Genomic DNA, 23045 nt, shown 5'->3' on the forward strand with positions numbered 1-23045 from the left:
CCGGGCCATCATCTGAATGAATGACGGCGGCGAAATTTCAGCGCTGCCCGAGCCGCACCAGCAGGCTGACCAGTTCGGCCTGACGGCTGGTGTGGGTCTTGCGGAACAGCGCGCGCAATTGGCTGCGGACCGTATTGATCGAGGTGCCGAGCTGTTCCGCGCACTGCTCCGGCGCCAGGCCACGGACCAGCAGGGCGCCCAGGCGCTGTTCGGCCGGGGTGAGGCCGAACAGTTCGCCGAGCAGGCGGCTCTGGCGATGTGCGTCGAGTAGCGCCAGCAGCACCAGGGGGCGCTGGAAGGGCTGGTTGAAGTTCGCTTCGGCGGGCACCGGGGTGACCAGCAGTTCCTGCCCGCTGCCATCGCCCAGCGGCAGCCAGCCGGCCTTGCCCTTGCCGGAGCGCGGCGCAGCGTGGCGCACCAGGGCCTGGAGTTTCGCGTCGTGCTGGCGGCAGTGCAGGCGCCCGAAGACTTCCTGGAACAGCCCGGCGCGCTGCCCGAGGCGCTGCTGCGCCGCCTGGTTGGCGTAAAGGACCCGGGCGTTGCCTTCCAGTAGCCAGAGTGGCGTGGGGTGCTGGTCCAGCAGCAGGTCGCGGTGGGCCAGTTGCTGGCGCATCTCGTCGATGCGACCGAACATCCGCGCGGCGCGGGTCAGGTGCTCGCTCAGGCGGGTCAGCAGGGTTTGTTCCTGCGCGTCGGGATAGCGAGCGCCGAGGCTGGTCAGCACCGACAGGTAGACGCCGGAGTTGGCCTGTTCGTTGAGCTTCAGGCAGGACACGTTGTGCATGCCGTTGGGGCGCTGGAATTCCTGGTAGTAGGGATCGCGGGCCATGCGCTGCGGGCCGTACTCCTCGCGGTCGTGGTACCAGTGGCCGACCGGGCGGTGGAGCATGAAGCCCTTGGAGGGATCGATGGTGCAGAACTCGCGGTTGTAGGTTTCGATGGCGCCGGGATCGCAGAGGTTGATCTCGCTGGCCAGCGCGCCGCTCTCGGTCTGGTCCCAGAACAGCAGGGCGCCTTGCTGGCGGCCGCTGGCGCAGATCAGCTCGGTGAGCAGCGGCAGCCAGTTGGCCTCGTCGAGCACGCACTCGTAGGTCAGGCCCACCAGGCGGTCGTAGCGTCTGTCCATATCCCGCCGAGGCATGGCCGCTCCATCCGTTGCTTGCCGGTTGCACGTTGCGCCTTGCAGATTGCACTTTGCAGATTGCACGATCGGCTCAGGTATGGCACATGGCCTTCGCTGTCGCAAGGCCACTAATCGGCTACCTGGTCGCCGCGGCGGGCAGGCGACGGAAGGTGTTTTGCGCTCGGCAGCCACGGTATTTCCGCTGGACGGCAGGCATCCAGCCGACCAAGCGTCATGCCCTTCGGTTTGAGGATTTCCAGTGATCGGCTAGAAGTTAAGGAACGGGCCGCCTGACAGAAAAGTCCCCGAGGCGGAGCGCCAGCTCCTCCCCTGTGGCCTGGCAGGGATCAGAAGAAGGAAGTCGAAACTGGTTATGGATGCAATGGGACTTTTGCCGACCCGGCGTACGACGCGTCTGCTCAAGCTGGTCTGGCCGTTCATGGTCGTGGTCCTGCTGCAGACGCTGATCGGCAGCGGCAGCTTCTTTATCCTCTCCGGGGTGCGCGCCTATGTGGGCGGCGAGAGCCTCTGGTCCAAGGGCCAGAAGGACGCCATCCATTACCTGCAACTCTACGGCCAGAGCCGCGACACGGAGGATTACCAGCGCTACCGCACCGCCATTGCCATTCCCCAGGGCGATCGCACCTTCCGCGCGGCTCTCGACCTCAGCCAACCCGACCTCGACCTCGCTCGCAGCGGTGCCCTGCAGGGCGGCATCCATCCCGACGATGTCGGCGCGCTGATCTGGCTGTACCGCTATTTCCACGAATACAGCTACTTCGACCAGGCGGTGAAGATGTGGATCATCGGCGACGCCTATCTCGATCAGCTGGAACAACTGGCCGACGAGATGAGCGCAAAGATCCGCGCCGACGACGTCCGCCCCGGCGACCTGAGCTACTGGAACAGCCGCATCCAGGCCATCAACGACGGCGTCACGCCCGCCGCCATGGCCTTCTCCGCCGCGCTGGGGCAGGGCTCGCGGATGATCATGTGGGTGCTGCTGGTGGCCAACGGCCTGACCGGCCTGGCATTGATCCTCCTGGCGGTGTGGCGCACACGCAAGCTGCTGCACCAGCAGCGAGCCTTCGAAAGTGCGCTGGACACCGAGCGCGCGCAGACCACCCTGGCGGCCATCGGCGACGGCGTGGTCACCCTCGACGACCACGAATGCATCGCCTACTTCAACCCGGCGGCGGAGCGCCTGATCGGCTGGGACAACTCCATGGCCGTCGGCCTGCCGCTGCGCTCGCTGCTGCGCGTGCTGGACGAGAGCTCCCAGGTCGAGGGCCTGCCCCTGGTGGGACAGATCCTGCGTGGCGAAGTGGACGGCGGCAGCGAGACCAGCAAGCTGATCCAGCGCCTGGACGGTACCAGCGTGGCGGTAACCCTGGTGGCCACGCCGATTCACGCCGATGGCCGGGTAGTCGGCGTGGTGCTGGTGCTGCACGACATGACCCGCGAGCGCCAGTACATGGCCAGCCTGTCCTGGCAGGCGACCCACGACGCGCTGACCGGCCTGACCAACCGCCGCGAATTCGAATTCCGCCTGAAGCAGGCCCTGGAAAGCTCGGCGGATTCGCACGACCAGCACTCGCTGATGTATCTGGACCTGGACCAGTTCAAGCTGGTCAACGACACCTGCGGCCATGCCGCCGGCGACGAACTGCTGCGCCAGGTCTGCTCGGTGCTGCAGCAGTGCCTGCGCGATGGCGACACCCTGGCGCGCCTGGGCGGTGATGAGTTCGGCATCCTCCTGGAACACTGCCCGCCGGACATGGCGGTACAGATCGCCGAGCGCATCCGCCTGACCGTGCAGGCGTTGCACTTCATGTGGGAAGGGCGCGGCTTCAACGTCACCGTGAGCATCGGCGTGGTGCACATCTCGGCCATGCTGGTGTCGGTCGAGGAGGCGCTGCGCTGCGCCGACATGGCCTGCTACATGGCCAAGGAAAAGGGCCGCAACCGTGCCCAGGTGTTCCGCCCCGACGATACCGAATTGTCCAACCGCGTCGGCGAGATGGCCTGGGTGCAGCGAATTCGCCTGGGCCTGGAGGAGGAGCGCTTCTGCCTCTTTGCCCAGCCGATCTTCCCGGTCGACGAGCGCGTGATGGAGGGCGCCCACGTCGAGCTGCTGCTGCGCCTGAACGACGAGTGCGGCCGGCTGGTGGCTCCGATCAACTTCATTCCCGCGGCGGAGCGCTACGGGCTGATGCCGGACATCGACCGCTGGGTGGTCGAGAATGCCTTCAGGATCCTCGCCGAACGCATTGCGGACGGCGGTTACGAACCGATCCATACCTGCGCCATCAACCTCTCCGGCGCGACCATCGGTGACGACACCTTCCTCGACTTCCTTCGTGAAGTGCAGCCACGTTATGGCATCGAGCCGTCGAGCGTGTGCTTCGAGATCACCGAGACCAGTGCCATCGCCAACCTGGTCAACGCCACGCGCTTCATCCAGGAGCTCAAGGCCCTGGGCTACCGCTTCTCGCTGGATGACTTCTGCGCCGGCATGTCTTCCTTCGTCTACCTCAAGCACCTGCCGGTGGACTACCTGAAGATCGACGGCAGCTTCATCAAGGACATGCTCGAGGACCCCATCGACCGAGCCATGGTCCAGGTCATCAACCAGATTGGCCACGTGATGGGCAAACGCACGGTGGCGGAGTTCGTTGAGACCCAGGAAATCCTCGAAGTCCTGCGCGAAATCGGCATCGACTATGCCCAGGGGTATGGCCTGGCACGGCCGCAGCCCTTCAATCGGAACTTCCTGCGTGAGACGCACGTCGCAGCCGTGGCATCCGACACAACCTCCGGACGGTGACGCGCAGCCAGGAGAGGACTAACCTGAGGCCTGATTTACCGGTGCTTGCATGGATCGACCAGCAACGGAGCCTTGGATGAACGACACCTTTGTTCGCAGTGGGCCGCTCAAGGAACTTTCCAGTTACCCGCACTGGGCGCAACGCCTGGTGCAGGAATGCGAGACCAGCCGCCTGGCGGTGGTGGGCCACCCACTCTACGCGCGAATGCGCGACGGCCAGCTGAGCCGCCAGACCATGCGCGCCTTCCTAATCGGCGGCTGGCAGGTGGTGGAGCAGTTCCCCCTGTACATGTCCCACAACCTGCTCAAGACCCGTTTCGGCCGCAGCCCTGGCGAGGACATGGCGCGGCGCTGGCTGATGCGCAACATCCGCGTCGAGCTCAACCACGCCGACTACTGGGTACGCTGGGCCGAGGCCTATGGTGTGACCCTGGCCGAACTCAAGGCGCAACTGGTGCCCGCCGAACTCCACGCCCTTGGTCACTGGTGCTGGCACAGCTGTGCCACCGAAGAGCTGGCGCTGGCCATGGCGGCCACCAACTACGCCATCGAAGGCGCGACCGGAGACTGGTCGGCGCTGGTCTGCTCCAGCGATACCTACGAACGCACCCTGCCGGCCGGCGCCCGCAAGGACGCCATGCGCTGGCTGAAGATGCACGCGCGCTACGACGACGATCATCCCTGGGAAGCCCTGGAGATCATCTGCACCCTCTGCGGCCCGCAGCTCGCCATGCCGCGCTGCCTGGCCCTGCGCGAGGCGATCTGCAAGAGCTACGGCTACATGCGCATGTTCCTCGACCAGTGCCTGGCACTGGAGCAGGCCCAGAGTGGGCTGCGGCGGGGTTCTTCGATGAAGGCGGCGGGGTAGGGGCTGGTTGTGCTCCGGCGCAGGGGAATGCCCTCACCCCAACCCTCTCCCGCAGGGAGAGGGGGCCGTTCGTAGCTGCCGGTGGAAGCTTCGGTGTCCTGAATCTTCTGCACTGACGTTCCGGTGAGCACCGCAGACGATCTTCCGCGCCGATCAGTCCCCTCTCCCTGCGGGAGAGGGCCAGGGTGAGGGGCTTTCAGCGGACCGCCAATCGAATCCTCACGGCACGAGAATGATCTTCTCGCTGCTGCCTTCGTTGATCTCGTGGTAACGCTGTACACCCTCGCTCAGCGGCACTTCGCGCAGGCCGGTGGGCAACGGCAGCCTGCCGTCGTCGAACCACTGGCCGAACTGGCGCAGCATCGCGGCGCAGGCGAGCGTGTCGTACAGCAGCGAGTTCACCCCCACCACTGAACCGCCACGGCGATACAGCGCCAGGGCCGGCAATTGCACGTGGCCGTCCACCGGTGCGGCGATGATGGCGATACGGCCGAAGGTGGCCAGGGCGGAAACGGCGGCTGGCAGCCAGAAACCGGTGGTATCGAAGATCACCTCGGCGCCGCCGGGGAAATGTTCTTCCACCTGCGCCGCCAGCGTTTCCGCCGAGCCCAGCAGGATGCTAGGGACGCCCTGGGCCTGCAGTTCCACCTGTGATTCGGCACGCCGTACGGCGCCCAGCACCTGCGCACCACGGGCCTTGGCCAGGGAAATGGCCGCCGCGCCGACAGCGCCGGAGCCGATCACCAGCAGGCGCGTAGCGTTGCCGACCTGGCTGCGCTCCAGGGCGTCCCAGGCGGTGGTGAAGGGCACGCCGCAACTGGCGGCCTGGGCAAAGCTCAGGCGTTCGGGCATCAGCGCCACGCCGCCGGCCGGGACGCTCATCAACTGGGCGTGGCTGCCATTGCGGCTGAAGCCGAGGCCGCGACCGGTGCCCCAGACGGACTTGCCCAGCAGCTCGGCCGGGCCCTGCACCACGGTACCGGCGAAATCGCGGCCGGGCACGCGGGGCAAGGTGGTGTAGGGGAAGCGGCCGAGGACGTTCTTCACGTCGCTGGGGTTGAGGCCGGCGGCGTGGACTTCCACCAGCACTTCGTCGGCGGCGGGCACCGGGTCGGCGATCTCGGTGAAGCTCAGGGCGGCGAGGTCGCCGGTGCGGTCGAATTGCAGGGCTTTCATGGCACGGGTCCTTGGCAAGCAGTGGGAGTGAGGAATCAGTGCAGCCAGCGGGTCAGCAGCGGCAGGGCGTTCTCGCCGATCTGCATGCCCAGCAGGCCGACCAGCGCCACCAGCGGCGGCGCCGGCGAGCGGAAGTCGAGGAAGTGGTAGGCGAGGCCGACGGCGATGCCGATGGCCAGGGAGATCAGGTAGCTCATGTGTCCTCCGTGGATCGCTCCGGCGGCTGGGTGGGATGGGGGCAGTCTAGGGACTGCTGGAGGGCGTCGCCGGTCAGGGACTTCGGAATATCGGACAGATGTCGGTGGGGAGTATTGGATGGGCGTGCATCCGCGTAGGAGCGGACTTCGTCCGCGATGTGCCTGCCTCGCGCCGGGACTTCCCGCACCGCTTCGGTGTGCGCGCGGACTCCTTGTTTCGCCCCCTCGGGCGACCTTCTTTGGCAAACGCCCCAAAGAAGGCAAAGGTCTAGCCCCGGACATCCGGTTTTTCGCTTGGGCGAAAAATACCCTCGTCGAATCGAAGTTTCAGGGGCACACCACGAAGGGCCATCCCTGGCCCATCGTGGCTCTCGCGGCATCCATGCCGCTCAACCCCTGAAACTCCAATTCAACGAGGCCTCCTGAACGGGGCATTCCGGAGCGCTTGGGTGTTTCTCTGGAAGTCTTCTAGACGCTGGAGCCAGAGCCAGAGCCAGAGCCAGAGCCAGAGCCAGAGCCAGAGCCAGAGCCAGAGCGTGGAGCACGCTTTTCCTGTAGGAGCGAGCTTGCTCGCGAACCCGCACGGCACGGTGCAATGCCGTTCGCGAGCAAGCTCGCTCCTGCGAAAGGCCAGGCCTACCGGGCGCAGTATTCCGAAGGCGCCACGCCCAGCTCACGGCGGAACATCTCGCTGAAGCTCCCCGGCTGATAGCCCAGAGCATGGGCAATCTGGCTCACCGCGAGGCCCTCGTTGAGCTGCGCCACCGCCGTGGCCAGCTGCACCTGCCGGCGCCACTGGGCGAAGCCCATGCCCAGGCTGCGCTGGAACAGGCGGGCGAGGGTGCGCACGCTGGCGCCGGCGTCGGCGGCGTGCTGTTCGAAGGAGATGTCCTGCGAAGGCTCGGCCATCACCGCCTGGCACAGGTTCAGCAGGCGGCGGTCGGAGTCGTCCGGCAGCGGCACGCGCAGCAGCAGGCTGCGGGCGCGTTGCAGTTCCAGCACGGCCAATTGCGACAGTGCCTGGTAGTAGTCGGTGTCCGGCTCGCGCTCGTGCTGTACCAGGGTGACGATCAGCTCGCGCAGCAGCCCGCCGACCTCGAATGCCTGCACCTGCTCACCGAGGGAGTCTGCCGTACCCGGCCGCAGGTAGATGTTGCGCATCTGCAACTCGCTGACCACGCGAATCCCATGGGGCACCTGCGGCGGCAGCCAGACGGCGCGGTTGGGCGGCACCAGCAGGGCTTCGGCGGGCGTTTCCAGCCACATCACCCCGGACATGGCGTAGAGCACCTGCCCCCAGTCATGGGAGTGCGGCTCGATGTGCAGCCTGCGCGGGTAGCTGCGGGCCAGGGCGCGGAGGGAGGCCGGAGTGGCGTCGAAATCAGGGGGAGCGGCGCGGGCCATGGGGTGACTCGGGCAGTAGCGATGGGCCGCATGGTAGTCGCCGCGCGGCTCGCTGACGAGAGCGCGGCACTTGGACTGGCAGGCTGGCGCACCACCTTGTCACGAATTCTTTACGCTGCGGCGGCATGCCGCACGGAGCTTTGCGGGGTGTAAGGGTTTCTTGCCGGGCCGCCGGCGTGGTCGCCCCGAGAGCGTCCCGCTGCCGGCTTGTTCCGAAGCTCGCCGCCGGTTGTCATGAGGGTATTCCAAACGCCTGGACGGCCCCGCGCCGAACCAGCCGATAACGACAACGAGGAGGCCGGATGAACGCCGTGACCAAGATCGAGCAGCACAACCCCATCGGCACCGACGGCTTCGAGTTCGTCGAATTCACCGCCCCCGACGCCCAGGGCATCGAGCAACTGCGCCAGTTGTTCACCGGCATGGGCTTTACCGAAACCGCCAAGCACCGTTCCAAGGAAGTCTTCCTGTTCCAGCAGAACGACATCAACATCGTGCTCAACGGCAGCCCCACCGGCCACGTCCACGAGTTCGCCAGGAAGCATGGGCCGAGCGCCTGCGCCATGGCCTTCCGGGTGAAGAATGCCGCCCAGGCGGCCGCCTACGTCGAATCCCAGGGCGCCCGGCTGGTGGGCAGCCACGCCAACTTCGGCGAGCTGAACATCCCCTGCGTCGAAGGCATCGGCGGTTCGCTGCTGTATCTCGTCGACCGTTATGGCGACAAGAGCATCTACGACGTCGACTTCGAGTTCATCGAAGGCCGCAGCGCCACCGACAACGCCGTCGGCCTGCTGTGCATCGACCACCTGACCCACAACGTCAAGCGCGGCCAGATGGACGTCTGGTCCGGCTTCTACGAGCGCATCGCCAACTTCCGCGAGATCCGCTACTTCGATATCGAAGGCAAGCTCACCGGCCTGCTGTCCCGCGCCATGACCGCGCCCTGCGGCAAGATCCGCATCCCGATCAACGAGTCGGCGGACGACAAGTCGCAGATCGAGGAATTCATCCGCGAGTACCACGGCGAAGGCATCCAGCACATCGCCCTGACCACCGAGAACATCTACGAAACCGTGCGCCAGCTGCGCGCCAACGGCGTGGACTTCATGACCACTCCGGACACCTACTACGAGAAGGTCGATACCCGCGTCGCCGGCCATGGCGAATCGCTGCAGGACCTGCGCGAGCTGAGCATCCTGATCGACGGCGCGCCGGGCGATGACGGCATCCTGCTGCAGATCTTCACCAACACGGTGATCGGCCCGATCTTCTTCGAGATCATCCAGCGCAAGGGCAACCAGGGCTTCGGCGAGGGCAACTTCAAGGCCCTGTTCGAATCCATCGAGGAAGACCAGATTCGCCGTGGCGTGATCTCCGATCAGTGACTCGCTAGCAGGGTGGCCGCGCGCCTAGCGTGGCCACCCGCGGAGAACCGCCATGCTCACCCTGTATTCCTACTGGCGCTCCAGCGCCGCCTATCGCGTGCGCATCGCACTCGGTCTCAAGGGCCTGGCCTACCGCCAGGTGCCGGTGCACCTGGTGAAGGACGGCGGCCAGCAGCATGCCGCCGACTACCAGGCGCTCAATCCCCAGGAACTGGTGCCGCTGCTGGTGGACGGCGATGCCCGCATTGCCCAGTCCCTGGCCATCCTCGAATACCTCGACGAAACCCATCCGCAACCCGGCCTGCTGCCGCGCGATGCGCTGCAGCGTGCGCAAGTTCGTGCGCTGTCCCTGCATATCGCCTGCGACATTCACCCGCTGAACAACCTGCGTGTGCTGCAGTACCTCAGCGGCCCGCTGGCGGTGGCGGACGAGGCGAAGACGGCATGGATTCGCCACTGGGTCGAAACCGGCCTGCATGCGCTAGAGGAGGGTGTTTCCGGCTGGGCCGGCCCGCTGTCCCTCGGCGAGCGCCCCGGCTACTTCGAGGCCTGCCTGATTCCCCAGCTGTACAACGCCCGGCGCTTCGACTGCGACCTCTCCGGCTGCCCGCGCCTGCTCGCCATCGCCGCGCGCTGCGAGCTTCTCGAAGCCTTCCAGCAGGCCGCCCCGGAGGTGCAGCCCGACGCCCAGTAACCCTGTAAACCAGCCTGCCCGCTCCACCGCTCTTTAGCCTTGCCTTGCCCGCACCGCCTGGCCACAAGCCGGGCGGCCGAATCCCGTCACAGATAACAACAATAGGTGACGCATGACGCGTGAAACTCAACACGCAGGCCAGCTCCAGCGCGGCCTGAAGAATCGCCATATCCAGCTGATCGCCCTCGGCGGCGCCATCGGTACCGGGCTGTTCCTCGGCTCGGCCGGGGTGCTCAAGTCCGCCGGGCCGTCGATGATCCTCGGTTACGCCATCGCCGGCTGCATTGCCTTCCTGATCATGCGCCAGCTCGGCGAGATGATCGTCGAGGAGCCCGTGGCCGGCTCCTTCAGCCATTTTGCGCACAAGTACTGGGGCGGTTTCGCCGGCTTCCTCTCGGGCTGGAACTGCTGGGTGCTGTACATCCTGGTGGGCATGTCGGAGCTCACCGCGGTGGGCAAGTACATCCACTACTGGTGGCCGGACGTGCCGACCTGGGCCACCGCCGCGCTGTTTTTCGTGATGGTCAATGCGATCAACCTGTTCAACGTGAAGGCCTTCGGCGAGGCGGAGTTCTGGTTCGCCATCATCAAGGTCGCCGCCATCGTCGGCATGATCGCCCTGGGCTGCTACCTGCTGGCCAGCGGCACCGGCGGCGAGCAGGCCACGGTAAGCAACCTGTGGGCCCATGGCGGCTTCTTCCCCAACGGCATCAGCGGGCTGGTGATGGCCATGGCGATCATCATGTTCTCCTTCGGCGGGCTGGAGATGCTCGGCTTCACCGCCGCCGAGGCCGACCAGCCGAAAAAGGTGATCCCCAGGGCGATCAACCAGGTGATCTACCGCATCCTGATCTTCTACATCGGCGCGCTCACCGTGCTGCTTTCGCTGACCCCGTGGGACAGCCTGCTGCAGACCCTCAACGCCTCCGGCGACTCCTACAGCGGCAGCCCCTTCGTGCAGATCTTCTCGATGATCGGCAGCGGCACCGCGGCGCACGTCCTCAACTTCGTGGTGCTCACCGCCGCGCTGTCGGTCTACAACAGCGGCACCTACTGCAACGGCCGCATGCTGGTCGGCCTGGCGGAGCAGGGCGATGCCCCGCGCGCGCTGGCCAAGGTGGACAGCCGCGGCGTGCCGGTGCGCTCGCTGATGGTCTCGGCGGCGGTGACCTTCCTCGCCGTGCTGGTGAACTATCTGGTGCCGGCCCGCGCGCTGGAGCTGCTGATGTCCCTGGTGGTCGCCGCGCTGGTGATCAACTGGGCGATGATCAGCCTGGCGCACCTGAAGTTCCGCGCGCACCTGGATGCCGAGGGCAAGCGCAGCGCCTTCCGTGCCGTGGCGTATCCGGCGGCCAACTGGCTGTGCCTGGGCTTCGTGGTGTTCATTCTCGGCGTGATGCTGCTCACGCCGGGCATCCAGGTCTCGGTCTACGCGATCCCGGTATGGTTGCTGGTGATGTACGGCTGCTATCGCCTCAAACGCCAGCCGGCTGTGCGCAGCAGCGCCAGCGCGGCGCTGGCTGACTGACTTGGCGGCCTGATCCTACGTTGGGTCGAGCCGCGCGCGATTGACCGCGCGGCCCGATCCTTCCTAGAGTGACCGGGCCATTTTTCGTCAGAGGGATACTCATGAAAAAAGCACTTTGGCTGCTCGCAGCAGCCGTGCCGGTCATCCTCGTCGCCTGTGGTGGCGAAGAGAAGAAAGCGCCGCAGGTCGACGCACTGGTCCTGCCCGGCGATGCCAAGCTGGACTCGCGCAGCGTCTCGTACAAGTGCGAGGACGGCCGCAAGATCAGCGTGCAGTACCTGAACAAGGGCGACAACAGCCTGGCCGTGGTGCCGGTGACGGACGCCTCCAGCCTGGTCTTCGCCAACGTCATCTCCGCCTCCGGCGCACGTTACGCCGCCGGGCAGTACGTCTGGTGGACCAAGGGCGAAGACGCGACCCTGTACAAGGACTGGAAAGGCGGCGAGCCCGCCGACGGCGTGGCCTGCAAGGAGCGTTGAGGCTTCCTGTACTGCGCTGACGAAAAAGCCCGGCATTGGCCGGGCTTTTTCATGGGCCGTCCGGGGAATGCTGCCCCGTAGGAGCGGACTTTGTCCGCGATCGGTTTCCGGCCGCTCCGAGCGGCGGTTGAACATCGCGGACAGAGTCCGCTCCTACAAGGGGCCCATCTGCGTGCGGGGCAGGAGAACGCGCGTCAGAAAGTGAACTCCAGGTTCACTGTCGGCGTCGAGGTACGGGTGCCACGCCCGCCGTCCACGCCGAACTTGTTGTGCCAGTACTCGTAGCCCACGCCCAGCCACAGGTTCGGCTGGCGCTTGGTGCCGGGCAGGGTGGCGAACATCAGCGAGGTGCGCACCAGCGTTTCCGGCGCGGTGTCGTTGTCGTTGTAGTCCTCGCCCTTCTCCCCGGTGTAGTTGAGGAAACCCTGGAACTTCGCGCCGTGGTCGCCCAGCTGGAATGGCCGCAGCCAGGTCAGGTTGAGCATGTAGGTGGTGTCGAAGGTGTGGTCCGGGTGTTTCACGTTGGGGATGCCGGAGTGGTTCTTCTCGCGGTAGTAGAACAGCGAGAGGTCCAGCACGCCGGGACCGTTGAACTTGATGGTGGGGCCGAACACCAGTGCGCGCTTCTTCGCCGAGCCGAGGTTGTTGTTGCGGCTGGCGTCGAAGCCGAAGGTGAAGGCGTGGTCCTTCACCAGGCCCTTGCCCTGCGGCAGGTCGAACACTCGGGATGCATACAGCTGGCTGCGGAACACGCCGTAGACCTCGCTGCTGCCGTGGTCGGTGCCCTTGCGCGGGTCATCGCTGTCGGATTGCAGCACGTCGAGGTGGAAGAAGTTGCTGCCGTAGCGGTAACCATCGGCGTGGCTGAAGCTGAAGATGCGCTTGCTGATGTCGTGCGGGTTGTTCGGGTTGGTGAAGCCCTTGCCGTAGCGGAAGCCCAGCGTGTTGCTGGTCCACTCGAAGAAGCGATCTTCCTCGGCCTGCGCCATGCCCAGCGGGGCAAGGACCAGCGCGGTACCGAGGGCGAACCGGCGGCCGTTGCTCAGGCGGCGGCTGGAACGCGGTTGGGGGCGGGCGGCGCCAGGGGCCGTCATCGCGGATGAAACCATGCTGCACCTCTGTGTTTTTCTTGTTTTCGTGGCTTGGGGGCCGGCGTCCCGCAGGAGGAACTGCGGTCGGTGACAGGCTGGGTTCTAATGGTTAATTGAGGACACTGCAAGAAAAACTTGTACACAAATACGTATACAAAAATTGACGCAAAAGTCAGGAATGGGTGCTCTGCGGCGGGCTAGATGGCTTCGGGACAGCAGCGACGCTGCGCGCTATCCTGACGTTCATTTCCTCTTTGAATGCTTCCCATGCTGCAGATTTCCAATACCGTGCAGATCCCCGACGCGGAGATCGAGCTGACTGCCATCCGCGCCCAGGGCGCCGGCGGGCAGAACGTCAACAAGGTGTCCAGCGCGGTGCACCTGCGTTTCGACGTGCGCGCCTCATCCCTGCCGGAGTTCTACAAGGAACGCCTGCTCGCGCTCAGCGACCAGCGCATCACCAGCGACGGCGTGGTGGTGATCAAGGCGCAGCAGTTCCGCACCCAGGAACAGAATCGCGAGGACGCGCTCAACCGCCTGGCGGAGCTGATCCGCAGCGCCACGAAAGTGGAGAAGAAGCGCCGCCCGACCAAGCCGACGCTGGGCTCGAAAACCCGCCGGCTGGAGGGCAAGAGCAAGCGTGGGACGATCAAGGCGGGGCGGGGGAAGGTGGATTACTGAGCGCGGTCCGGGCCGTTGGGAATATCGACGCTCAGGCCTTCCCCTCACCCCAGCCCTCTCCCAGGGGCAGAGGGGGCCGGTTGTGCCGGCTGACAGCATGGTTTCATCCTGCGCCGAACAGTCCCCTCTCGCGCTTGCGGGAGAGGGGGCCGGTTGTGCCGGCTGACAGTATGGTTTCATCCCGCACCGAACAGCCCCCTCTCCCGCTTGAGGAGCGGGGCGCGTAGCCAGGGTTAGGGTTAGGGGCTCTTGGCCTTCGTAGGAGCGAGCTTGCTCGCGAACCAGGCCCCGCAGCGGAATCGCTTCGCGAGCAAGCTCGCTCCTGCAGGAGTCCCCGGCGGCAGGCGCAGTACTGTAGGGCGGATAACCTGGAACAGGTTATCCGCCGCCCCGCACGGCGGATAACGTTGGCGCGTTATGCGCCCCACGTGTGCTGCCTGCTCCTTCTGGATCGCACCGTCAGTGCACCAGCATCCCCGTGAACACATACGCCTGCGCCAGGGTGATCAAGCCGATGAACGCCGCGAAGATCAGGCTGTGCTTGACCGTGAAGCGGAACAGGTCCGACTCCCGGCCGACCATCCCGGTGGCCGCGCAGGCCACGGCGATGGACTGCGGCGAGATCATCTTGCCGGTGACTCCGCCCGTGGTATTGGCCGCTACCAGCAGCGTGTCGCTCACGCCGAGCTGGTGCGCGGTGGTCGCCTGCAGCGAGCCGAACAGGGCATTGGATGACGTGTCCGAGCCGGTGAGGAACACCCCCAGCCAGCCGAGGAACGGCGAGAAGAACGGGAAGGCCGCGCCGGTTCCCGCCAGTACCAGCGCCAGGGTCGTGGACATCCCCGAGTAGTTGGTGACGAAGGCGAAGGCCAGCACCATGCCAATGGTCAGTACCGGCCATTTGAGCTCCAGCAGGGTGTCGCGGAAGGTGGCCGCGCCGCTTTTCACGCCGATGCGCAGGATGGCCATGGAGATCAGCGCCGCGAGGAAGATCGCCGTGCCGCTGGCCGAGACCAGGTCGAACTTGTAGATCGCCGGCATCGGCGTCGGGTTGGCGACGATGGGGGCGGCTTTCAGGACCAACTGGTCGAGGTAGGGCACGGCGATCACCGCCACCCAGCTCTCCAGCGCGCCGCCGGGCAGGAACAGCGCCTTGAACGGCTTCATGGTCCAGATCGTCACCAGCACGGTGAGGATCAGGAAGGGCGACCAGGCCTTGATGATCTGCCCGAGGTTGTAGTCGGATTCACGCTGGGCGCGGCCGCTCCCGCCTCCGAAGTTGCCGAGCGTCGCACTGCCGTCGGCATTGATGCTGGAGAACTCCGTCTCGCGCAGATTCACCGGCTGCCACACCCGCAGGAACAGCGTCAGGCAGACCATGCTCAGCAGCGCCGAAGTGATGTCCGGCAGTTCCGGGCCGATGAAGTTGGAGGTGAGGAACTGGCTGATGGCGAAGGTACCGCCGGCCACCAGCAGCGCCGGCCAGGTTTCGCGGATACCGCGCCAGCCGTCCATCATCGCGACCAGCCAGAACGGCACGATCACCGACAGTATCGGCAACTGCCGCCCGGCCATGGCGCCGATCTTGAAAGCATCCACGCCCGACACCTGCCCGGCGACGATGATCGGGATGCCCAATGCGCCGAAGGCCACCGGCGCGGTATTGGCGATCAGACACAGGCCGGCGGCGTACAACGGGTTGAAGCCCAGGCCGACCAGCAGCGCCGCGGTGATCGCCACCGGCGCACCGAAGCCCGCCGCGCCTTCGAGGAACGCGCCGAAGGAGAAGCCGATCAGTACCACCTGCAAACGCCGGTCGGTAGTGATCGACAGCACCGAGCTGCGGATGATCTCGAACTGCCCGCTCTTCACCGTCAGCTTGTAGAGGAACACCGCCGCGACGATGATCCAGGCGATCGGCCAGAGCCCGTAGAAGAAGCCGTAGACCGCCGAGGCCAGCGCCTTGTCCACCGGCATGTGGTAGACGAACACCGCGACCAGCAATGACAGCACCAGGGTGATCGCGCCAGCGACGTGCCCCTTCAGGCGGAACACCGCCAGGGCGAGGAAGAAGAAAATGATCGGCACGAGGGCCGCCAGTGCCGACAGCCCGAGGCTGCCAAGCGGGGTGTAGAGCTGTTGCCAGGTTTGCATGGGGATTGTCCCTTGTTGTTGTGGATGCACACGGCAAAGCGTCAGCGCTGGATAACTCTCCTGGGTGGTGCGTTGGACGGCGGCAGGCGATGCGCCGGCGCCCATGGAAAAAGCCCCGGCACGCGGCGCGTAACGGGGCTTTTGAACAACGATGCGGGCAAGCTTTCGCGGGCGTCGCCGACGGCTCGCTCGAAGCCGACGGCGACCACAACCCGGCCGCTGGGCACCTGCCGCCGGAGTCGCGTGGACGACTTCACAGCGCCGCCACGCCTGCGCTGGCGACTTGCGCATCCTCGCCGGCCTTCACCCCGGAAACGCCCACCGCGCCGATCACCTGGCCGTCCAGGACAACTGGCACGCCGCCTTCGAGCGAAGTGATCAGCGGCGCACTGACGAAGGCCACGCGGCCGTTGTTGACCATGTCCTCGTAGCCCTTGGTTTCGCGCCGCCCCAGCGCCGCGCTGCGGGCCTTTTCGGTGGCGATGTAGGCACTGGCCGGGGCGCAGCCGTCGAGGCGTTCCAGGGCCAGCGGGTGGCCGCCGTCATCCACTACCACGATGGACACCGCCCAGTGATTGCGTTGCGCCTCATCGCGGGCGGCGGCGAGGATGCGGCCGACCTCCTGCTGGGTCAGAACGGCTTTGTTGAGCATGCTTGCACCTCGCCTTGAGAATGGAGTTGCGGCGCGTCGGCCAGCGCTTCCTCCACCAGTTCGATCCAGTGCCGAACCGGTGTGCGTCCCGCGCCGCCCAGGTGTGTCTGGCAGCCGATGTTGGCGGTGACGATGACCTCGGGGTTGCCGCTTTCCAGTGCCTGCATCCGCTGGTCGCGCAGGCGTCTGGACAGCACCGGCTGGGTCAGCGAATAGGTGCCGGCGGAGCCGCAGCACAGGTGGCTGTCCGGCACGCCGGTAAGGCTGAAGCCCAGGCGCGTGAGCACACCCTCCACCGCGCCGCCAAGCTTCAGCGCGTGCTGCAGTGTGCAGGGACAGTGGAAGGCCAGGCGGCGATCGCCCTGCAGGTGCAGTTCTTCGAGCGGCTCGTCGCGCAGCACTTCCGAGAGGTCGCGGGACAGCTCGCTGATCCGCTTTGCCTTGGCGGCGTAGGCGGTGTCGCGTTCCAGCAGGTGGCCGTAGTCGCGGACGAAGGCGCCGCAACCGCTGGCGGTCTGCACGATGGCTTCGGCGCCGGCTTCGATGGACGGCCACCAGGCGTCGATGTTACGTCGGGCGCGGTCCAGCCCGTCGTCCTGGGCGTTCAGGTGATAGTCCACGGCGCCGCAGCAACCGGCGTCCGCCGCCGGGATCACGCTGATACCCAGGCGATCCAGCACCCGCGCGGCGGCGGCATTGGTATTGGGCGAAAGTGCCGGTTGCACGCAGCCCTCGAGCATCAGCATGCGCCGGGCATGGTGTGGTTTCGGACGTTCCACGGGCGGCTGCGGATGGCGCGGCAGTTTGCTTTGCAGGCTCTCCGGCAGCAGTGGGTAGAAGGTCCGCCCAGCCTTGGCCAGCGCGCCGAACAGCGCGGCATTCGGGACCACGGCGCGCAGGCCGCGCCGCAGCGCGCGCTCGCCGAAGGTTCGCGGCACCTGCTGCTCGACCAGCGCGCGGCCGATGTCCAGCAGGTTGTGGTAGTCCACGCCGGAAGGGCAGGTGGTCTCACAGTTGCGGCAGCTCAGGCAGCGATCCAGGTGTTCGCGGGTGCTGGCGCTGGGCTCGGCGCCTTCGAGCACCTGCTTGATCAGGTAGATGCGCCCGCGCGGGCCGTCCAGTTCGTCGCCGAGCAATTGGTAGGTCGGGCAGGTGGCGGTGCAGAAGCCGCAGTGCACGCAGGAGCGCAGGATGCGCTCGGCTTCCTCGGCGCGCGGCAGGTGCCTGGCCTGTTCGCTCAGGTTGGTTTGCATCAGAGCTCCCTGTACATCCGGCCGGGGTTGAAGATGCCGTGCGGGTCGAGTTGCTGCTTGAGGCTGCGGTGATAGCGCAGCAGGGCGGCGGGCAGCGGATGGAAGCCGTCGTCGCCCGGCGTGTAGCGCATGGCATGGCCGCCGAGTTCGGCGACGCTGTGACGGATCAGCTCGGCGTCTGCATCGGACTTCAGCCAGCGCTGTGCGCCGCCCCAGTCGATCAGCTGTTCACCCGGCAGGGCTAGCGCCGGGGTCGCGTTGGGCAGTGACAGCCGCCAGAGCGTGCCGGGGCCGGTGAAGAAACCGAGGCGCTGCTCGCGCAAGTCCTGCCAGTAGCTGCTGTCGATCTCCTCGCCACCCAGGCGCAGGCGGGCGGAGCACACGGAGCCTTCGCCGCCTTCCAGACGCAGATGCAACGCACGGCCGTCATGGCTGGCGGCGGTGATCGGGATCGGTTGCGCGCCCCATTCCGCCAGTTCTCCCAGCGCCTGGTGAACGTCCATTTCCAGACGCAGGCTGGCGCACATCCGGGGTTTGGGCAGCACCTTCATCGACACTTCGGTGATCAGCCCCAGGCAGCCGAAACTGCCGGCGAGCAAGCGGGAGAGGTCATAACCGGCGACGTTCTTCATCACCTCGCCGCCGAAGCGCAGCAGCTTGCCGTGGCCGGTGATCACTCGCGTGCCGAGCACGTAGTCGCGCACCGAGCCGGACCAGGGCCGGCGTGGGCCGGACAGGCCCGCCGCGACCATGCCGCCGAAGGTCGCACCGCCGAAGCTCGGTGGCTCGCACGGCAGCATCTGCCCGGCGTCCTCCAGCGCCGCTTCGATCTCCGCCTGCGGAGTGCCGGCGCGGGCGCTGAGCACCAGTTCGGTCGGGTCGTAGCTGACGATGCCGCGATGGGCGCGGGTATCCAGTTCCACGCCGTTCACCGGGCGGCCGAGGAAGGCCTTGCTGTCACCGCCGCGAAGACGCAGCGGCGTTCGAGCGTGGAGCGCTTGGTTCACCTGTTCGAGCAGGTCGGCGCTGGCATCGGCCATCAGAAACGCTCCAGGTCGGGAAAGGGCAACTGGCCGTGGTGCACGTGCATGGCGCCGAATTCGGCGCAGCGGTGCAGGGTCGGGATGTTCTTGCCGGGGTTGAGCAGGCGGTCCGGGTCGAAGGCCGCCTTCACCGCATGGAACAGGGTCAGCTCGTCGCTGTTGAACTGCGCACACATCTGGTTGATCTTCTCGCGCCCCACGCCGTGTTCGCCGGTGATGCTGCCGCCCACCGCCACGCAGAGTTCGAGGATCTTGCCGCCGATGGCCTCGGCGCGCTCCAGCTCGCCGGGCAGGTTGGCGTCGAAGAGGATCAGCGGGTGCATGTTGCCGTCGCCGGCATGGAATACGTTGGCCACGCGCAGGCCGAATTCCTCCGACAGCTCGGCGATGCCATGCAGCACGCGCGGCAACTCGCGGCGCGGAATGGTGCCGTCCATGCAGTAGTAGTCCGGGGAGATGCGCCCCACCGCCGGGAAGGCGTTCTTGCGCCCGGCCCAGAAGCGCGCCCGCTCGGCCTCGTCACAGGCCAGCCGCACATCGGTGGCGCCGGCCGCGCGCAGCACGCCGTCGACGCGCTGGCAGTCGTCCTGCACATCGGCTTCCACGCCGTCCAGTTCGCACAGCAGGATGGCCGCCGCGTCCACCGGGTAGCCGGCGTGGATGAAGTCCTCGGCGGCGCGGATCGACAGGTTGTCCATCATCTCCAGCCCGCCGGGAATGATGCCGGCGGCGATGATCTCGGCCACCGCGCGGCCGGCCTTTTCCACCGCATCGAAACTGGCCAGCAGCACCCGCGCCACCTGCGGCCGGGGCAGCAGCTTGACGGTGACCTCGGTGACGATGCCGAGCATGCCTTCGGAGCCGGTGAACAGCGCCAGCAGGTCGAAGCCGGGGCTGTCGAGGGCGTCGCTGCCCAACGTCAGGTGCTCGCCCTCGACGGTGAGGATGTCCACCTTCAGCAGGTTGTGCACGGTCAGGCCGTACTTGAGGCAATGCACACCGCCGGCGTTCTCGGCGACGTTGCCGCCGATAGAACAGGCGATCTGCGACGACGGATCGGGTGCGTAGTAAAGCCCGTGCGGCGCGGCGGCCTGGGAGATCGCCAGGTTGCGCACGCCGGGTTGCACGCGGGCGAAGCGGCCGGCGGTGTTGACTTCGAGGATGCGGTTGAAGCGCGCCATCACCAGCAGGATGCCTTTCTCCAGCGGCAACGCACCGCCAGACAGGCCCGTGCCTGCGCCACGCGCCACCACCGGTACCTGGCGCGCGTGGCAGAGCTTGAGCAGCGCCTGCACCTGCTCGATGCGCTCGGGCAGCGCCACCAGCATCGGCACCGTGCGGTAGGCGGAGAGGCCGTCGCACTCGTAGGGCTTCAAGTCTTCGGCGTTGTGCAGCAGTTCGAGGTCGGGCAGTGTCGCGCGCAGCTCGGCGAGCAGGGCGGACTTGTCGACGGCAGGCAGCGCGCCGTCGACGCGCTCGTCGTAGAGGATATTCATGGGCCACGGTGCTCTGATCTTGTTATTGGACGAGCCCGTCAGGCGGGCTTCATGAGCCACAGCGCCGTGAACATGCGGCCGCCGCTTCGCGGGCGTCTATCGGCTTTCGCACTGGTCGGACCAGTTGTTGCGTGCCGCTGCGCTGGAAAGGCCCGGCCGTGGCGGCTAGGGTTGTTGGGCACGAGGCAGGTGGTTACCTGCTGGTCCTACCAGTTGTGGAGCCATTCGATGACCAGCATCCAGCAGGGCAAGCAGCGCGTCGCCGACCAGGTGGCGGAAAAGATCGAGCGCCTGATCGTCGATGGCGTGCTCAAGGTCGGCCAGGCGTTGCCGTCGGAACGGCGCCTGGTGGAGAAGCTCGGCTGTTCGCGCTCGGCGTTGCGCGAGGGGCTGCGAGCGTTGCGCGGGCGCGGCATCGTCGATACCGAGCAGGGGCGGGGATCGTTCGTTGCCGACCTGACCGGCGCCGAGGATGTCTCGCCTCTGCTGCACCTGTTCCGCTCGCAGCCGCGCACGCTCTACGACCTGCTGGAGGTGCGTGCGTTGCTAGAGGGCGAGTCTGCCCGGCTGGCCGCCCTGCGCGCCACGGAGGTCGACCTGTTGCTGATCGGCCGGCGCTTCGAGGAGATGCATGCGGCTTTCGACGAGCCGCAACTGCTGGACCCGCGCGAACACGCCCGGCGCGACCACGCCTTCCACCAGGCGATCAGCGAGGCCTCGCACAACCCGGTGCTGGTGCATACGCTGCAGTCGCTCAACGAGCTGATGCTCAGCACCGTGTTCGCCTCGGTGAACAACCTCTACAACCGCCCGCCGCAGAAGCGCCAGATCGATCGCCAGCATGCGCGGCTGTATCGCGCCATCGTCGAGCGCCAGCCGGAACAGGCCCAGCGCGCTGCCCGCGAGCATATCCACGGCGTGCGCGACAACCTGCGGGAGATCGAGCAGGAAGAACAGCGGCTGGTGCGGGCGACCTTGCGGCTGGAGGGTTGGAAATAACTGGGGAGCGTGAGACGCAACCGTAGGGCGAATAACGCGCCAGCGTTATCCGCCGTTTCGGGACTGGCGGCGGATAACCTGTTCCAGGTTATGCGCCCTACATACTGGCGCGGAGTCTTTTTGTAGGAGCGAGCTTGCTCGCGAGCGGTGTTCCAGGCAGCTCCGGCGCGAAGCGGTTCGCGAGCAAGCTCGCTCCTACAGGTTCTGCGTCAGCGCCGTGCCTTGCGCTCGCGCATCTCCGCCAGCATGCGTTCGGCATTCGCTGCGCAACCCATGCCTTCGGGCTTGTTCTCGATGCCGTCGATCACTTCCAGCAGGCGCAAACGGTTCTGCTGCAGTTGCCGCTCCATCGCCTCGATCTCCGCGACCTTGCGGCGCAGGCCGGCGACCAGTTCGCCGTGGCCGTTCTCTATGGGGTTGGAGTGCGGCAGCAGGTTGCGGATTTCCTCCAGGGTGAAACCGGTCTGCTGGGCGCTGCGGATGATTTCCAGCAGGTCGAGGGTTTCTGCCGGGTACTCGCGGTAACCGTTGGCCAGGCGGCGGGCCGGGGCGATCAGCCCGCTGGCTTCGTAGAAGCGGATGCGCGAGGGGGCGAGGCCGCTGAGGCTGGCCAGTTCACCGATTTTCATGCTGGGCTCCGAAAGGGGCTTGACCTTGAAGTGAACTTTAAACTTAACCTCGCTGCCGTCACAACCCATCAGGACAACCTCGGAGCCTAGCCATGTCGCCCTTCCAGCCCCTGCGCCTGCCCAACGGCGGCGAAGTCCCCAACCGTATCGCCAAGGCCGCCATGGAAGAGAACATGGCCGACGCCGACCAGGCGCCTTCGGCTGCCTTGCTGCGCCTTTACCAGGCCTGGGCGGACGGCGGCGTCGGCCTGATCCTCAGCGGCAACGTAATGATCGACGGCCGCGCCATGACCGGTCCCGGCGGCGTGGTGCTGGAAAACGATCGGCAGATGGAGCGCTTCCGCGAATGGGCGCGCATCGGCCGTTCCCGTGGTGCGCAGTTCTGGTTGCAACTGAACCATCCTGGTCGCCAGGTGCAGACCAACCTCGGCCAGGGCGCCATCGCGCCGTCGGTGGTGCCGCTGGAGATGGGCAAGTTCTCCAAGCTGTTCGCCGTCGCCCGCGAGATGACCGAGGCCGATATCGCCGAGGTGATCCGTCGTTTCGTCCGCGCCGCGCAGTTGTCCGAGCAGGCCGGCTTCACCGGCGTGCAGATCCACGCCGCCCACGGCTACCTGCTCAGCCAATTCCTCTCGCCGCTGGCGAACAAGCGCCAGGATCGCTGGGGCGGTTCGCTGGAAAACCGTGCGCGGCTGTTGCTGGAGGTCGTGCGTGCGGTGCGCGCCGAAGTGTCGCCGGAGTTCTGCGTAGGGGTGAAGATCAATTCCGCGGACTTCCAGCGCGGCGGCTTCGACGCCAGCGACGCGCGCCAGGTGATCGAGTGGCTGAACGACGAGAAGGTCGACCTGGTCGAGCTGTCCGGCGGCAGCTACGAGGCGCCGGCCATGCAGGGTGACGCCCGTGACGGCCGGACCCTGGCGCGCGAGGCGTACTTCCTCGAATTCGCCCGTGAGATGCGCGAGGCGGCGCGCATGCCGCTGATGGTCACCGGCGGTATTCGGCGCCTGCCGGTGGCGGAACAGGTGCTGGACAGCGGGCTGGACATGGTCGGCATCGGCACCGCCCTGGCCCTGGAGCCGCAACTGGTACTGCACTGGCAGCGTGGCAGCCAGACCCAGCCGCAACTGCCGCCGATCCGCTGGCGCTCCAAGCCGCTGGCGGCGCTGGCCTACATGGCGCTGGTCAAGTTGCAGCTGCACCGCATCGGCGCCCACCGTGCGCCCAACCCGCAGGCTTCGCCGTGGCGCACGCTGGTGATGGAGCAGTGGCGCACGCTGCGCCGGGCCAAGCAGTACCGCCGCTGGGCGGCTAGGCAGGCGGGATGATCTTCACTGGCTGACGCCTTCGTAGGATGGCGTGGAGCGAA

20 protein-coding genes are annotated in these 23045 nt (G+C 66.7%); 9 read left to right on the forward strand and 11 right to left on the reverse strand.

The annotated features are described in order from the left end of the window. Positions 1-37: 37 nt before the first annotated feature. On the reverse strand, positions 38-1141 hold the full coding sequence (locus L6D89_RS21315) for a helix-turn-helix transcriptional regulator (protein WP_236201102.1): 1104 nt from the start codon (positions 1139-1141) through the stop codon (positions 38-40). A 364-nt stretch (positions 1142-1505) separates the two neighbouring features. On the opposite strand from L6D89_RS21315, the gene L6D89_RS21320 reads away from it, so the two are divergent. Next, a complete protein-coding gene (locus tag L6D89_RS21320; protein WP_236201103.1) occupies positions 1506-3950 on the forward strand; it encodes an EAL domain-containing protein in 2445 nt (814 codons plus the stop codon). 76 nt (positions 3951-4026) lie between these two features. Next, complete coding sequence (locus L6D89_RS21325; protein WP_236175004.1) at positions 4027-4818, forward strand: iron-containing redox enzyme family protein; 792 nt, start codon at positions 4027-4029, stop codon at positions 4816-4818. 219 nt (positions 4819-5037) lie between these two features. Here the strand turns inward: L6D89_RS21325 and L6D89_RS21330 are convergent, their stop codons facing one another. From L6D89_RS21330 to L6D89_RS21340, 3 genes are all read right to left on the reverse strand, one after another. Further along, entirely contained in the window at positions 5038-5994 is a 957-nt protein-coding gene (locus L6D89_RS21330; RefSeq protein ID WP_236201104.1) for a quinone oxidoreductase family protein, read from the reverse strand. Positions 5995-6029: 35 nt separating this feature from the next. Beyond that, positions 6030-6191, reverse strand: coding sequence for a DUF1427 family protein (locus L6D89_RS21335; RefSeq protein ID WP_082085844.1), 162 nt, complete (start codon positions 6189-6191; stop codon positions 6030-6032). Between the two features lie 636 nt (positions 6192-6827). Then, on the reverse strand, positions 6828-7595 hold the full coding sequence (locus L6D89_RS21340; RefSeq protein WP_236201105.1) for an AraC family transcriptional regulator: 768 nt from the start codon (positions 7593-7595) through the stop codon (positions 6828-6830). A 302-nt stretch (positions 7596-7897) separates the two neighbouring features. Here L6D89_RS21340 and hppD point away from each other — a divergent pair, with 302 nt between their 5' ends. From hppD to L6D89_RS21360, 4 genes are all read left to right on the forward strand, one after another. Next, positions 7898-8980, forward strand: a complete 1083-nt coding sequence (gene hppD, locus L6D89_RS21345) for a 4-hydroxyphenylpyruvate dioxygenase (protein WP_236173793.1) — start codon at positions 7898-7900, stop codon at positions 8978-8980. A gap of 52 nt (positions 8981-9032) precedes the next feature. Next, a complete protein-coding gene (gene maiA / locus L6D89_RS21350; protein WP_236173795.1) occupies positions 9033-9674 on the forward strand; it encodes a maleylacetoacetate isomerase in 642 nt (213 codons plus the stop codon). Positions 9675-9786: 112 nt separating this feature from the next. Next, positions 9787-11202, forward strand: a complete 1416-nt coding sequence (locus tag L6D89_RS21355) for an amino acid permease (protein ID WP_236201106.1) — start codon at positions 9787-9789, stop codon at positions 11200-11202. Between the two features lie 101 nt (positions 11203-11303). Beyond that, positions 11304-11681: an MliC family protein gene (locus tag L6D89_RS21360; protein ID WP_024764361.1), complete on the forward strand. Its 378-nt coding sequence runs from the start codon at positions 11304-11306 to the stop codon at positions 11679-11681. A gap of 194 nt (positions 11682-11875) precedes the next feature. On the opposite strand, the gene L6D89_RS21365 is transcribed toward L6D89_RS21360, so the two are convergent. Continuing rightward, positions 11876-12670: a nucleoside-binding protein gene (locus L6D89_RS21365; RefSeq protein ID WP_236174013.1), complete on the reverse strand. Its 795-nt coding sequence runs from the start codon at positions 12668-12670 to the stop codon at positions 11876-11878. A gap of 369 nt (positions 12671-13039) precedes the next feature. On the opposite strand from L6D89_RS21365, the gene arfB reads away from it, so the two are divergent. After that, positions 13040-13453, forward strand: coding sequence for an alternative ribosome rescue aminoacyl-tRNA hydrolase ArfB (gene arfB / locus L6D89_RS21370; RefSeq protein ID WP_205336749.1), 414 nt, complete (start codon positions 13040-13042; stop codon positions 13451-13453). Between the two features lie 459 nt (positions 13454-13912). Here the strand turns inward: arfB and L6D89_RS21375 are convergent, their stop codons facing one another. The 5 genes from L6D89_RS21375 to glcD form a co-directional block, all read right to left on the reverse strand. Next, a complete protein-coding gene (locus tag L6D89_RS21375) occupies positions 13913-15607 on the reverse strand; it encodes a lactate permease LctP family transporter (protein WP_236201107.1) in 1695 nt (564 codons plus the stop codon). Positions 15608-15860: 253 nt separating this feature from the next. Further along, positions 15861-16259, reverse strand: a complete 399-nt coding sequence (locus L6D89_RS21380) for a heme-binding protein (RefSeq protein ID WP_236201108.1) — start codon at positions 16257-16259, stop codon at positions 15861-15863. Continuing rightward, on the reverse strand, positions 16238-17512 hold the full coding sequence (gene glcF / locus L6D89_RS21385; RefSeq protein WP_236201109.1) for a glycolate oxidase subunit GlcF: 1275 nt from the start codon (positions 17510-17512) through the stop codon (positions 16238-16240). Before glcF ends, L6D89_RS21380 begins: the two co-directional genes overlap by 22 nt. Then, on the reverse strand, positions 17512-18552 hold the full coding sequence (glcE, locus tag L6D89_RS21390; RefSeq protein ID WP_236201110.1) for a glycolate oxidase subunit GlcE: 1041 nt from the start codon (positions 18550-18552) through the stop codon (positions 17512-17514). Before glcE ends, glcF begins: the two co-directional genes overlap by 1 nt. Then, positions 18552-20051 carry a glycolate oxidase subunit GlcD gene (glcD, locus tag L6D89_RS21395; RefSeq protein WP_236201111.1) on the reverse strand — a complete coding sequence of 500 codons (1500 nt, stop codon included), beginning with the start codon at positions 20049-20051 and terminating at the stop codon, positions 18552-18554. The genes glcE and glcD overlap by 1 nt, the downstream gene beginning before the upstream one ends. A gap of 228 nt (positions 20052-20279) precedes the next feature. Between glcD and glcC the strand changes: the two genes are divergently transcribed. Continuing rightward, positions 20280-21050: a transcriptional regulator GlcC gene (glcC, locus tag L6D89_RS21400; protein WP_236201112.1), complete on the forward strand. Its 771-nt coding sequence runs from the start codon at positions 20280-20282 to the stop codon at positions 21048-21050. A 209-nt stretch (positions 21051-21259) separates the two neighbouring features. On the opposite strand, the gene L6D89_RS21405 is transcribed toward glcC, so the two are convergent. After that, positions 21260-21679, reverse strand: coding sequence for a MerR family transcriptional regulator (locus L6D89_RS21405; protein WP_236201113.1), 420 nt, complete (start codon positions 21677-21679; stop codon positions 21260-21262). 92 nt (positions 21680-21771) lie between these two features. Here L6D89_RS21405 and L6D89_RS21410 point away from each other — a divergent pair, with 92 nt between their 5' ends. Beyond that, positions 21772-23004, forward strand: coding sequence for an NADH:flavin oxidoreductase/NADH oxidase family protein (locus tag L6D89_RS21410; RefSeq protein WP_236201114.1), 1233 nt, complete (start codon positions 21772-21774; stop codon positions 23002-23004). Positions 23005-23045: the final 41 nt, after the last annotated feature.

It is taken from the genome of Pseudomonas pseudonitroreducens (assembly GCF_021603645.1).
GTDB classification, from domain to species: domain Bacteria; phylum Pseudomonadota; class Gammaproteobacteria; order Pseudomonadales; family Pseudomonadaceae; genus Pseudomonas; species Pseudomonas pseudonitroreducens.

Excerpts from the sequence above, each read along its gene's own strand:
- L6D89_RS21410 (WP_236201114.1), top strand. The coding sequence starts at position 21,772 with ATGTCGCCCTTCCAGCCCCTGCGCCTGCCCAACGGCGGCGAAGTCCCC.
- hppD (WP_236173793.1), top strand. The coding sequence starts at position 7,898 with ATGAACGCCGTGACCAAGATCGAGCAGCACAACCCCATCGGCACCGAC.
- glcF (WP_236201109.1), bottom strand. The coding sequence starts at position 17,512 with ATGCAAACCAACCTGAGCGAACAGGCCAGGCACCTGCCGCGCGCCGAG.
- L6D89_RS21320 (WP_236201103.1), top strand. The coding sequence starts at position 1,506 with ATGGGACTTTTGCCGACCCGGCGTACGACGCGTCTGCTCAAGCTGGTC.
- L6D89_RS21315 (WP_236201102.1), bottom strand. The coding sequence starts at position 1,141 with ATGCCTCGGCGGGATATGGACAGACGCTACGACCGCCTGGTGGGCCTG.
- L6D89_RS21330 (WP_236201104.1), bottom strand. The coding sequence starts at position 5,994 with ATGAAAGCCCTGCAATTCGACCGCACCGGCGACCTCGCCGCCCTGAGC.
- L6D89_RS21375 (WP_236201107.1), bottom strand. The coding sequence starts at position 15,607 with ATGCAAACCTGGCAACAGCTCTACACCCCGCTTGGCAGCCTCGGGCTG.
- L6D89_RS21355 (WP_236201106.1), top strand. The coding sequence starts at position 9,787 with ATGACGCGTGAAACTCAACACGCAGGCCAGCTCCAGCGCGGCCTGAAG.
- glcD (WP_236201111.1), bottom strand. The coding sequence starts at position 20,051 with ATGAATATCCTCTACGACGAGCGCGTCGACGGCGCGCTGCCTGCCGTC.
- L6D89_RS21405 (WP_236201113.1), bottom strand. The coding sequence starts at position 21,679 with ATGAAAATCGGTGAACTGGCCAGCCTCAGCGGCCTCGCCCCCTCGCGC.
- L6D89_RS21340 (WP_236201105.1), bottom strand. The coding sequence starts at position 7,595 with ATGGCCCGCGCCGCTCCCCCTGATTTCGACGCCACTCCGGCCTCCCTC.
- L6D89_RS21365 (WP_236174013.1), bottom strand. The coding sequence starts at position 12,670 with ATGGCGCAGGCCGAGGAAGATCGCTTCTTCGAGTGGACCAGCAACACG.
- L6D89_RS21380 (WP_236201108.1), bottom strand. The coding sequence starts at position 16,259 with ATGCTCAACAAAGCCGTTCTGACCCAGCAGGAGGTCGGCCGCATCCTC.
- L6D89_RS21335 (WP_082085844.1), bottom strand. The coding sequence starts at position 6,191 with ATGAGCTACCTGATCTCCCTGGCCATCGGCATCGCCGTCGGCCTCGCC.
- L6D89_RS21360 (WP_024764361.1), top strand. The coding sequence starts at position 11,304 with ATGAAAAAAGCACTTTGGCTGCTCGCAGCAGCCGTGCCGGTCATCCTC.
- glcC (WP_236201112.1), top strand. The coding sequence starts at position 20,280 with ATGACCAGCATCCAGCAGGGCAAGCAGCGCGTCGCCGACCAGGTGGCG.
- glcE (WP_236201110.1), bottom strand. The coding sequence starts at position 18,552 with ATGGCCGATGCCAGCGCCGACCTGCTCGAACAGGTGAACCAAGCGCTC.
- arfB (WP_205336749.1), top strand. The coding sequence starts at position 13,040 with ATGCTGCAGATTTCCAATACCGTGCAGATCCCCGACGCGGAGATCGAG.
- maiA (WP_236173795.1), top strand. The coding sequence starts at position 9,033 with ATGCTCACCCTGTATTCCTACTGGCGCTCCAGCGCCGCCTATCGCGTG.
- L6D89_RS21325 (WP_236175004.1), top strand. The coding sequence starts at position 4,027 with ATGAACGACACCTTTGTTCGCAGTGGGCCGCTCAAGGAACTTTCCAGT.